This is a genomic window from Alistipes sp., from assembly GCF_048465575.1.
Taxonomy (GTDB): Bacteria; Bacteroidota; Bacteroidia; order Bacteroidales; family Rikenellaceae; genus Alistipes.
Genome location: NZ_DBFWLG010000021.1, coordinates 1 through 10559, shown reverse-complemented (window position 1 = coordinate 10559; position 10559 = coordinate 1). Strand labels below are relative to the sequence as shown.

The window sequence follows — 10559 nt, the reverse complement described above, 5'->3', positions numbered from 1 at the left end:
CCGCCGGGACGCTCGCGGGCGCCGCCCTCGCCGCGCCGCTGGTCGCCGGGGTCGGCGTCGGCGATTCGCTGGCTGTGGGCGCGGGTTTCGGCTACTATTCGCTCTCGAGCGTCTTCATCGCCGATCTGCGGGGTGCCGAACTGGCCACGGTGGCCTTGCTGTGCAACGTCCTGCGCGAAATTTACACGCTGCTTTTCGCCCCTTTCGTGGCCGGCTGGTTCGGCCCGCTGGCCGCGGTGTCGATCGGCGGCGCCACGACGTTCGACACCACGCTCCCCATCATCACCCGGGCCGCCGGACGGCCCTACGCCGTGGTCGCCATCTTCCACGGCTGCGTGCTGGATTTCAGCGTGCCGTTTCTGGTTACGCTTTTCTGTACAATTTAGATTATTAGCGTTTTATGTAGGTTTCGAGTGCCGCGACATACTCCGCGAATGCGTCTCTCCCCGCGTCCGTGAGGCGGCAGACGGTGCACGGCATTTTGCCGCGGAACGTCTTTTCAATCGAAACATAGCCCGCCTTGGCGAGTTTGTCCAGCTGCACCGAGAGGTTGCCGGCCGTAGCCCCGGTCTGCTGACGGAGGTAGACGAAATCGGCGCTCTCGACCCCGACGAGGATCGAGACCACGGCCAGGCGCAGCTCGGAGTGCAGCAGGGGATTCAGCTCCTTGAACATGGGCGGCGGGCGATGTGTCGCAGGATCAGACCGGGAAGCGCCACCAGCAGGATGCCGTATGCGCCGAGGTGGAGCATCCACCGTCCCGAGGCGGCGTCGAACGGCATGCGGAAGGTGAGGTTGAAAGCCAGCACGATTCCCAGAATGGCCAGCATTTGCAGAGCCACGAACGGGCCCGAGTGGTTGCTGCCTTTGCCGCGGAAGAATTCGGCGGTCGTGAGCAGCGCCACGCTCAGCAGCAGTTGCGTCGTGCCTACGGGGTTCATCGTGTTGCCGGGAACCGTGACGGCATAGACGATCGAGGCGGCCGAGAGCATGGCCGGAAAGGTCCAGACGAGGATCAGCAGGTTGTCGAAACCCGTGCGGACCAGGGCCCGGCGGCGCCGGTTGTACGCCGACCAGATGTAACCCCCGGCAAGCGGCACGAACCAGCTCCACAATACCCTCGCGTCGCCCGTCCAGCGGTAAAGACCGTATTCGGCCAGCGCCGTCAGGCTCAGCAGCAGACCCCAGAAGACGAACAGTTCGCCCCGGACGAAATGCATGCGCCGCAGGTTGCGGTCGAAGACGCAGGCGATCAGATCGAGCGCCTCGGTTTCGGTAAATTGCTTCTGTTCCATAGGGGTTACTCTTTTCTGGGACGGTTCGAGCGGTAGTTGAGAATATGGCCCGGGATGACCATCATGACCAGAAAACCGGCCACGAAGACCGCGGGGGCCCAGGGGTTGGGGACCGCGAGGCTCACGGGGGCGAGGAGGATGGCGGCCGCACCCCCGGCGACGGCGGGCGCGAAGCGGATGACAAGGCCCGTGAGGGCGGTCCCCATGCCCATCATCAGGAGGATGAGGAAGAGGATCGGAATCCGCACCGGGGTGAAGAGCGTCACCAGGCTGACGAACCAGGCCGAAAGCCCCATGACCAGCCAGACGTTTGCCAGAACGCGGTCGACGAACGTGTGCACGCCCTGCGTCGGCCGCCGGCCGCGCAGGAGGCGCGTGAGGAGCCAGCCCAGGAGGGGCAGCACCATCCAGAGCAGGTTCCACCGCGGATTTTCGGTCCCGACCACGGCGGCCCAGACCAGGAGCGTGGTGGCGATGGTGGCGTAACCCCAGGCCAGAAAGGGGTGGCCGGCGTTGCGGGTGAGCCGGCTGCGCGTGTTTTCGATCATGCTGCCGATAAGGGCCAGGCTTTGTGCGGGATCGAGTTGTCTGTCTTCCATAACGAATCGGTTTTTCGGGGTAAAGTTACGAATTTTTCGGATCGGTTTTGCGGTCGGCTGCGGGGTAGTGCAGTTCGGCCGTCGTGCGGTTTTCGGGGGCGGGCAGTTGGCAGTTGCTGGCCGCGTAACCCTCCTCGGGGCCCTGTTCGCCCATCTTCATCTTGTAGTCGCCGTCCTCGTCGTGGAAAAGCGAGACCCGGGCCTCGTCGCCATCGATGCCATCGAGCCGGACGGTGACCGTGCCCTCCTTGGCCGGGGCCATGCCGAACACGGGCTTTTCCTGTCCGGGGATGTTGGCCATCACGAGGATGTTACCGCGGTCGTTGCGGACGTTTTCGACGGTGATTTCGAGCGTTTTGGCGGTTGCCGCCGTCGCAGCCAGTACAAGGGCTGCGCAAAGGATCGATGTTTTCATATGCGTTGTTTTTAGAGGTAGTTGCGTTCGTCGTCGCAGCCGGTGAGGTACCGGACGAGCGATAGCGTGAGTTGGAGCCCCCCCCAGCCGGCGGCGACCCAGGCGACCCACCGGTAGCGGGGCGAGGTGCAGGCGTCGAGCAGGGCCAAGAACGGGCAGACGACCACACAGGCGGTCGCGCGGCGGGCGAACCAGCGGCCGAAAAAGCGGCGCTTGCGGGTGTTGTCGGGCTGGATTTGCATGGTTGCGGTTTTTTCGGTTTGTAAATCTATTGCAAATATAAAGTAGTTTATGAAATAAACCAAATTTCAGGCCGGAATTTTTTCGGATTTTTTCGATACCTATAATATAAAGAGGAGGAAAAAATCGTAACTTTGTTCGCACATAACCCGCTTTTCTGAAATGAAGAAACTGCTCTTTCTCCTTGTCGTGCTCGCGGTGCAGGTCGCCCGGGCCCAACTGGTGCTGCCCGAGATTCTCGGCGACCATATGATTCTGCAACAGTACGCCCAAGTCCGGCTGTGGGGCCGGGCCGATCCGGGAGCGGAGGTGAAGATAAGCGCTTCGTGGGGCGCGGAATGCGAGGTGCGGAGCGACAGCGCAGGGCGCTGGACGGCGCGACTTCAGACGCCTGAGGGTGGGTTCGGGGCCGAGAGCATCCGTTTCCGATGCGGCTCGATGACACGGACCCTGGAAAACGTTCTGATCGGCGAGGTGTGGTTCGCCGGCGGGCAGAGCAACATGGAGATGCCGCTCGGCGGGTTCGTCCACTGCCCGGTGGAGGGGGCCAACGAGGCGATCGCCCGGGCCGGGAGGCTGCGTCCGAGAATCCGCTATGCGAAGATCGCGCACGCGGGCGCTTACGAGCCGCAGGAGTACGCGGCGGGACGCTGGTGCGAATTCACGCCCGAGACGGCGGTGCGGTGCAGCGCGGTCGCGTTCTTCTTTGCCGAGCTGGTGAGCGATGCGCTCGGCGTCCCGGTGGGCGTGATCGACTGCTCATGGAGCAGCAGCCCCATCGAGAGCTGGCTCGACCGCACGACGCTCGAAACCTGTGCGGATGTAGACCTTTCGCCATCGGCGCTCGAAGCGCTGCCCGATTCGCAGCGGCCCATGACGATGTACAACGCGATGGTGCATCCGCTGGCGGGGTACACGATCCGCGGATTTCTGTGGTATCAGGGGGAGTCCAACGTGATGCGCCATGCGGACTATGGCGGACGGCTGGCCGATCTGGTCGCGTTATGGCGCTGGGCGTGGGGGCAGGGCGATCTGCCGTTCTACCTGGCGGAAATCGCGCCTTCGACTACGGACACGACCAGGCGCCCCTCCTGCGCGAAGCGCAGTGGCGGGCCGCCGCGCGGATACCCGGCTGTGCGGTCGTCGTGACCAACGATCTGGTCGAGGAGTACGAGCGGTGCAATATCCATCCCCGCAACAAGCGCGACGTGGGACGCCGCCTCGGTTACCATGCGCTCGCCAAGACATACGGGATGGACGGCGTGGCGTCGGACTATCCGAAGTACGAGTCGATGGAGGTCGCGGGGAATGAAATCCGGCTTACCTTTACGCACACGGAGCAGGGCTTCGACCGCCTGACCGGTATCGAGGGCTTCGAGGTGTGCGGCGCGGACCGCGTGTTCCGGCCGGCAAGGGCCCGGATCGAGGGGCTGCACGTGGTGGTCGGTGCCCCCGACGTGAGGCGGCCCATGGCCGTGCGCTACTGCTTCCGCTCTTTCCAGCGGGGGAATCTGGCCAACGCGCGCGACATGCCCGTGGTGCCGTTCCGCACGGACGATTTCCGGTAAAAGGGCGGAGGTTCACCACGGGTTCGGCCGGATGGCAGGGGCGAGTGGTTGCGCACGGTCGGAATGCCTGCCCCGGCTTCGCGCGGCAGACGATCCAATGTCCGGATGCGGCGGGATGCCGCCTGCTCAGGCCTCGCGGCAGACGATCTGGGCCCACTCGGGGTGGCGGGCGATGTAATGGGCGACGAAACTGCACTCGGGGACGACCTGCAACCCCTTTTCGCGGGCATCTTCCAGCGCCCCGGCAACCAGCTCTGAACCGACGCCCCGACCGGCGAGGTGCGCGGGAACGCAGGTGTGCGTGAGGCGGATGCGGCGCGGCTCCTTGATGTAGTCGATATAGACCTTGTCGCCGCCGACCTCCATTTCGTAGCGCTCTTCGATGTGGTTGTCCACCACCGTGTGTCTTCCTTTCATGCTTTTTCAACTTGATTTGTGCCGTCAGGCGCTCCAAATATAGTTCCGAAACGGGAAAAAACACTACTTTTACACCCGAAATGGAACGCATCGCACCGCTTTTGCTCGACTGGTATGCGCGCCGCGGGCGCGACCTGCCCTGGCGCCGCACCCGCGACCCCTACCGCATCTGGCTCTCGGAGGTCATCCTCCAGCAGACGCGCGTGGCGCAGGGAATGGCCTACTATTTCCGTTTTACGGAGCGCTTTCCCGACGTACGGTCGCTGGCTGCGGCCGGGGAGGACGAGGTGCTCAAGCTGTGGCAGGGGCTGGGCTATTACAGCCGGGCGCGCAACCTGCACGCTGCGGCGCGGCAGGTGGTCGAAGCGTTCGGCGGGGCCTTTCCCCGGACAGCGGAGGAGGTGCGCACGCTTCGGGGCGTGGGCGAATACACCGCGGCGGCGATCTGTTCGGCGGCGTTCGATCTGCCGTGCGCCGTGGTGGACGGGAACGTCTACCGCGTGCTGGCGCGGCTCTTCGACCTCGCCGTGCCCATCGACACGACCGAGGGGAAGCGCGCCTTTGCGGAGCTGGCCCGGTTGCAGCTGGACGAGAAGCGTCCGGGCCTTTACAACCAGGCAATCATGGATTTCGGGGCCCTGCAATGCACCCCCGCGCAGCCCGACTGCGAGGGGTGTCCTTTCGGCGGACAATGCCTGGCGCGGGCGGCCGGGACCGTGGGCGAGCGTCCCGTAAAGCAGGGTCGGACCCGGGTGCGCGACCGCTGGTTCAACTATCTCCACGTTACGTGCGGCGGGAAGACGTTGCTGCGCCGCCGCGAGGAGCGGGATATTTGGCAGGGGCTCTACGAATTTCCCTTGATTGAGACCGACCGGGCCGCGGATTATGCGGTGTGTGCGCACACACCGCTGTTTCGGGAGTTGTGCGGCGACGGTGCGCGGCTTGTCCGCAGCGTTGCGATGCTCCGCCACCAACTCTCGCACCAGACCATCCACGCGGTGTTCCACCGCATCGAAACCCCGCAACTGTCGCCCGCGGCCGAGGCGCTGGCCGTCGATACGGCTTCCGTGGGCGAATACGCCGTGCCGCGGCTGATCGACCGTTATTTAATCAGATACCAGATGTAGGCGACGTAGATCGCCAGGAAGATCGCACCCTCCCAGCGGTCCACTTTCTTGCGCCGGAAAGTGAAAGCCGTCAGGAAGAGCAGCAGCGAACTGAGCACGACCATCCCGATGTCGAGGTGGGTGATGCCGCCCATCGTCAGGGGATGGATCGTGGCGCTCAGGCCCAGAATCAGGAGAATGTTGGCGATGTTCGAACCGAGAACGTTGCCCAGCGCCATTTCGGCTTTCCCCTTGGCGATCGAAACAATCGAAGAGGCCAGCTCGGGAAGCGACGTGCCGCCCGCGACGAGCGTGATGGCGATCACCGACTCGCTGATGCCCAGCTTGCGGGCGATCTGCGTGGCGTTGTGGAGGAACATTTCGCCGCCGTAGACCAGCCCGGCCAGTCCGCCGGCGATCATCAGGATTACAAGCCAAAGGGCCTTGCGGGGTTTGGCGTTCGCGTCCGCCGCGGCTTCGGCCCGCCCCGTGGCGCGGATCGTGTACCACATCAGGCCGATATAGAGCACGAGCATCACGATGCCGTCCGCGCGGCCGATGCGGTCCGAACCCAGGTGCAGCAGCCGGTCGGAGGTGAAGAGGAGCAGCAGCAGCGAGGCGCCCAGCCCGAACGGGATGTCGCGCCGGATGTTGCTCTGCGTGAGCGCCAGCGGCCGGATGAGGGCGCAGATGCCCAGGATGACGAAGACGTTGAAGAGGTTGGAGCCGACGACGTTGCCCATGGCCACGTCGCTGTTGCGGGCGATGGCCGAGAGCACCGAGACCACCAGTTCGGGCGTCGAGGTGCCGACGGCCACCACCGTCAGGCCGATGATGAATTCCGGAACGCGGAAGCGCTGCGCCAGGGCGGCCGAACCGTCCGTGAGGAAATTGGCGCCGGCGAGGATCAGCCCGAGGCCGAGGATGAGAAGCAGGATTTCCAAAAGGTGAAAGGTGAAAGGTGAAAGGTGAACTTTGCGGGTAAGCGAGAGCAGAGGCTGAGTAAAGTCAAGCCGCCGCAGGCGGTCATGCCAGCAGGATCAGGCTGACGGCCATGACGGCCATGCCGGTGACCACGCCGTAGATCGAGGTGTGGGGCTCGCCGTATTCGCGGGCGGCGGGCAGCAGCTCGTCGATGGAGATGAAGACCATGATGCCCGCCACGCCCGCCAGGATGCAGCCCATGAGCGTGTGCGACATGAAAGGCATGAGCACCAGCCACGCCAGCAGTGCACCGACCGGCTCGGCCAGGCCCGAGAGGAGCGAGAGCCGGAACGCCTTGCCGCGGTTGCCCGTGGCGTAGTAGATCGGGATCGAGACGGCGATGCCCTCCGGGATGTTGTGGATGGCGATAGCCACCGCGATGGCGATGCCGATGGCCGGGTTGTCCACGGCGGAGGTGAACGTGGCGATGCCCTCGGGAAAGTTGTGGATGCCGATGGCGAGGGCCGTCATGACGCCCATGCGCATCAGGCGCGGGTTGTGCGGCTGGGGAGTGTCCATCTCCTCGACCATGTGGGCCTCGTGGGGGTTTTCGAACGAGGGGACCAGGCGGTCGATGATGCCGATCAGCAGGATGCCCGCGAAGAAGCTGCCCACGGTGATGAGCGTCCCCAGGCGCGGGCCCCACTCGGCCGTGAGCGCCAGGTCGGCCTGGCGGAACAGTTCGACGAACGAGACGTAGACCATCACCCCGCCCGACAGTCCGAGCGAGAACGAGAGCAGCCGCTTGTTGGTGCGCCGGGCGAAAAAGGCGATGGCGCTCCCGATGCCGGTGGCCAGGCCGGCGCCGAGGGTCAGCAGCAGCGGGATGAGAAAGTTCGATTCCATTGTTATTTTCCGTTTATCGGGGGAGCGCTTGCGGCCCGGATGGTTTGCGTAGCAAAGATAGTGCAAGGCGAGCGACGAACCGTCGGGCGGAGCGCAGGTAACCGCGGGCAAAGATAGTGAATCGGTTGCAAAATCCGGGTAGGAAAGGTCCCTGTTTTTCCGATAGCGGCATAGGCGGAGCCTATCGGGCGGCTTTCCGAGGGGCGAAGAGGTGCTCGTGGAGGGCCTTGCCCGCAGGGTCGATGACGCGGACCCGGATGCCGTCAGCTGCGGCCGAAACGCAAAGCCTGTCGCTGTTGGAGTTGACCAGGACGGGAAAGTCGGTGCCGCGGGTGCCCGGTTCATAAAGTCCGTAGCGGTGGTAGTGGCCCGAGAGCATCAGGTCGATGTTCGCGCCGTTCAAAAGCGGGACGAAGAGGCGGCCGATCTGCTGCTCGCCGTGCCAGCTCCGGCCGTCGGCCGGGAGCATGTGCATCAGCACGATGCGGTAGGGCGCCGTGCGGAATGCATCGCTGCGGATCACCCCGCGCAGCCACTCGGCCTGCTGCTGTCGGTAGGCGTCGTAGGCGGCCAGACCCCCGTAGGCCAGGTCCTCGTCGGGTTTGTCCTCGCCGCCGTCGAGCACCACGAAGAAGACCGGACCCTGGCGGAACGTGTAGTAGGGCAGGCCGGTGGGCGAGGGAAAGTAGTCGCAGAAACGGTCGGCGAACGAGCCGCGCGCCTCGTGGTTGCCGCGCACGAAGAAGAGGGGAATGCCCGCGGGGGAGAGCAGCCGCGAGAGGGTCGTGAGGTAACCTCGGGCGAGTTGCTCCTCGGACTCCATCGAGGAGGTCATGTCGCCGTTCAGACAGATGAAATCGGGCCGCTCGCGGGCCGCATCGCCCAGCAGCAGGCGCAGGAGGGAGTCGCGGCCGTGGATGTCGTTCACCACCCAGAAATCGGTTTGCGGGCGGGAGGGGTCGAGCGTGGCCGCCGGGTAGGGATTCCGGCGATAGACGTCCATCCCCGAGACCTCGCCCAAACGGGTTTTTCCCCGGTCGTCGAGCGCCGCCTGCTGGACGATGCGGTAGCGGCAGCGCTGGCCCGGACGCAAGCCCTCGACGCGCACGCGGTGGAGGCGCGAAATGCGGTGGCGGCCCAGGTGCGAATCGTAATGGCGCGGGCGCGGGGCGGCGTAGAAATGGGTGCTGTCGTCGGGCGCGACCTCGACCCAGGCGACGGCGTCGCGGTCGGTGGTCCACACGACGGTGAACCCGTCGGAGGTAACCTCCTGCAGGTAGGGGCCCAGTACGGTGCGGGCGGTCTGGCCGAGGGCGGCGCCCGCCGCGAGGAGGGCGCAGAGAAGCAGTGGAATGCGTTTCATCGGATGATCGGTTGGGTTATCGGGTTTCAAAGGTAGGTTTTTTATTCGGTTTGCGCAATGCGGGTACGGCGCGGGAGCGGGCAATGTCGATCGTTTGTTGAAAAAATTGCCCGAAAGTTTTGCACAACCACGCGAAATGCGTTATCTTTGCACACAATTATAGCGATTCCGAGATCGATGAATTGTAAACCCCACATACCGTCTGCACACGTTTTCCGGCAGCAGGATGATTGGTCGGGTTTCGATTCCGCGACGGGTTTCGGCATTTTTGTTTCATTAGGGTAACTGTTTCGGTTACCCTATTTTTTTATGCTCCGCCACCGCAAGATGAAGACCTTTTATACGAATGCGCAGATTTACCGCGACGGGCGGTTCGAACGGGGAACGCTCGCCGTCGAACGGGGCCGCGTGGTCCGGGCGGAGGCGCCAGCGGAGACAGACCGGGTGGTGGACCTGAAGGGGCTGCACCTGGTGCCGGGGTTGGTGGACGTGCATGTTCACCTGCGTGAACCCGGATTTTCCGAGAAAGAGACCATCGCCACGGGGACGGCTGCGGCGGCGCGCGGGGGATATACCACGGTCTGCGCCATGCCCAACCTCTCACCGGCGCCCGACAGCCTGGAGACGCTGCGGGTCCAGACCGACCTGATCCGCCGCGATGCCCGGGTGCGGGTCGTTCCCTACGGCTGCATCACCCGCGGGCAGCGCGGCTGCGGCTCGCTGGCCGATTTCGAGGCCCTGGCCCCCGAGGTCGCGGGCTTCTCGGACGACGGCCGCGGCGTGCAGTCCGCAGCGTTGATGGAGGAGGCCATGCGCCGCGCCGCGGCCGTCAGCCGGCCGATCGTGGCCCACTGCGAGGTGGACGAGCTTTTGCGGGGCGGCTATATCCACGACGGCGCCTACTGCCGCGAGCACGGCCACAAGGGCATCTCTTCGGAGAGCGAATGGCGGCAGGTGGAGCGCGACATCGAGCTGGCCGAAAAGACGGGTTGTCAGTACCACGTCTGCCATGTTTCGACGCGCGAAAGCGTCGAGCTGGTGCGCCGGGCCAAGGCGCGCGGGCTGAGGGTAAGCTGCGAGACGGCGCCGCACTACCTGCTGCTGTGCGACGAGCAGTTGCAGGAGGAGGGGCGTTGGAAGATGAACCCGCCCATCCGCAGCCGCGCCGACCGTGAGGCGCTGTTGGAGGGGATCGCGGACGGCACGATCGAGGTCGTCGCCACGGACCATGCGCCCCATACTGCGGTCGAAAAGTCGCGCGGACTGGCGGGCAGTGCCATGGGAATCGTGGGGCTGGAATGCGCCTTTCCGTTGCTCTATACCTATCTGGTTCGGAAAGGGGTGATCGGGCTGGAGCGGCTCGTCGAACTGATGTCGCTCAACCCGCGGCGCTTGTTCTCGCTGGAGGGCGGTCTGGAGGAGGGCGGAGCGGCCGATTTTACGGTCCTCGACCTCGGGGCCCGCTACGAGATCGACCCCGGGACGTTCCTTTCGAAAGGCCGCGCCACGCCTTTTGCCGGATGGCCGGTCGAGGGCCGTGCCGTGCTGACGGTGGTCGGCGGCGAGGAGGTTTATCAAGGTGAAAGGTGAAAGGTGAAAGGTGAAAAGTGAACTTTGCGATTGAGCGAGGGCAAAGACCGCTTGCGGGTTTTGCCGAGCGTGAGCAAAGTCAAGCCGCCGAAAGGCGGGTTAAAGGTGAACCGACGCAGCGAGCGAGTGCAGAGAC

14 protein-coding genes are annotated in these 10559 nt (G+C 64.8%); 5 read left to right on the top strand and 9 right to left on the bottom strand.

Annotated elements, in window-relative coordinates:
• On the top strand, window positions 1-386 hold a 386-nt coding region (locus ACMQ11_RS06375), incomplete at its 5' end, for a lysine exporter LysO family protein (protein WP_418991928.1).
• 4 nt (window positions 387-390) lie between these two features.
• Here the strand turns inward: ACMQ11_RS06375 and ACMQ11_RS06370 are convergent.
• The 5 genes from ACMQ11_RS06370 to ACMQ11_RS06350 are packed head-to-tail and all read right to left on the bottom strand — an operon-like array spanning window position 391 to window position 2551.
• Window positions 391-675 carry a winged helix-turn-helix domain-containing protein gene (locus tag ACMQ11_RS06370; RefSeq protein WP_418991927.1) on the bottom strand — a complete coding sequence of 95 codons (285 nt, stop codon included), beginning with the start codon at window positions 673-675 and terminating at the stop codon, window positions 391-393.
• Complete coding sequence (locus ACMQ11_RS06365) at window positions 660-1295, bottom strand: hypothetical protein (protein ID WP_418991926.1); 636 nt, start codon at window positions 1293-1295, stop codon at window positions 660-662. The genes ACMQ11_RS06370 and ACMQ11_RS06365 overlap by 16 nt, the downstream gene beginning before the upstream one ends.
• A gap of 5 nt (window positions 1296-1300) precedes the next feature.
• Entirely contained in the window at window positions 1301-1894 is a 594-nt protein-coding gene (locus ACMQ11_RS06360; RefSeq protein WP_418991925.1) for a hypothetical protein, read from the bottom strand.
• 25 nt (window positions 1895-1919) lie between these two features.
• Window positions 1920-2309, bottom strand: coding sequence for a DUF2141 domain-containing protein (locus ACMQ11_RS06355; protein ID WP_418991924.1), 390 nt, complete (start codon window positions 2307-2309; stop codon window positions 1920-1922).
• A gap of 11 nt (window positions 2310-2320) precedes the next feature.
• Window positions 2321-2551, bottom strand: a complete 231-nt coding sequence (locus ACMQ11_RS06350) for a hypothetical protein (RefSeq protein ID WP_418991923.1) — start codon at window positions 2549-2551, stop codon at window positions 2321-2323.
• 436 nt (window positions 2552-2987) lie between these two features.
• Between ACMQ11_RS06350 and ACMQ11_RS06345 the strand changes: the two genes are divergently transcribed.
• On the top strand, window positions 2988-3698 hold the full coding sequence (locus ACMQ11_RS06345; protein WP_418991922.1) for a sialate O-acetylesterase: 711 nt from the start codon (window positions 2988-2990) through the stop codon (window positions 3696-3698).
• Window positions 3695-4117: a hypothetical protein gene (locus ACMQ11_RS06340; protein ID WP_418991921.1), complete on the top strand. Its 423-nt coding sequence runs from the start codon at window positions 3695-3697 to the stop codon at window positions 4115-4117. Before ACMQ11_RS06345 ends, ACMQ11_RS06340 begins: the two co-directional genes overlap by 4 nt.
• Window positions 4118-4243: 126 nt before the next feature.
• On the opposite strand, the gene ACMQ11_RS06335 is transcribed toward ACMQ11_RS06340, so the two are convergent.
• Window positions 4244-4534 (bottom strand): GNAT family N-acetyltransferase, encoded by a 291-nt coding sequence (locus ACMQ11_RS06335; RefSeq protein WP_418991920.1) that lies wholly within the window; start codon window positions 4532-4534, stop codon window positions 4244-4246.
• A gap of 80 nt (window positions 4535-4614) precedes the next feature.
• Between ACMQ11_RS06335 and mutY the strand changes: the two genes are divergently transcribed.
• Window positions 4615-5661, top strand: a complete 1047-nt coding sequence (mutY, locus tag ACMQ11_RS06330) for an A/G-specific adenine glycosylase (protein WP_418991919.1) — start codon at window positions 4615-4617, stop codon at window positions 5659-5661.
• Here the strand turns inward: mutY and ACMQ11_RS06325 are convergent.
• From ACMQ11_RS06325 to ACMQ11_RS06315, 3 genes are all read right to left on the bottom strand, one after another.
• Window positions 5637-6584 (bottom strand): calcium/sodium antiporter, encoded by a 948-nt coding sequence (locus ACMQ11_RS06325; protein WP_418991918.1) that lies wholly within the window; start codon window positions 6582-6584, stop codon window positions 5637-5639. The genes mutY and ACMQ11_RS06325 overlap by 25 nt on opposite strands.
• Before the next feature lie 82 nt (window positions 6585-6666).
• Window positions 6667-7470, bottom strand: a complete 804-nt coding sequence (zupT, locus tag ACMQ11_RS06320; protein ID WP_418991917.1) for a zinc transporter ZupT — start codon at window positions 7468-7470, stop codon at window positions 6667-6669.
• Window positions 7471-7651: 181 nt separating this feature from the next.
• Window positions 7652-8833: a metallophosphoesterase family protein gene (locus ACMQ11_RS06315; protein WP_418991916.1), complete on the bottom strand. Its 1182-nt coding sequence runs from the start codon at window positions 8831-8833 to the stop codon at window positions 7652-7654.
• 327 nt (window positions 8834-9160) lie between these two features.
• Here ACMQ11_RS06315 and ACMQ11_RS06310 point away from each other — a divergent pair, with 327 nt between their 5' ends.
• A complete protein-coding gene (locus ACMQ11_RS06310; RefSeq protein ID WP_418991929.1) occupies window positions 9161-10423 on the top strand; it encodes a dihydroorotase in 1263 nt (420 codons plus the stop codon).
• The last annotated feature ends 136 nt before the right edge of the window (window positions 10424-10559 follow it).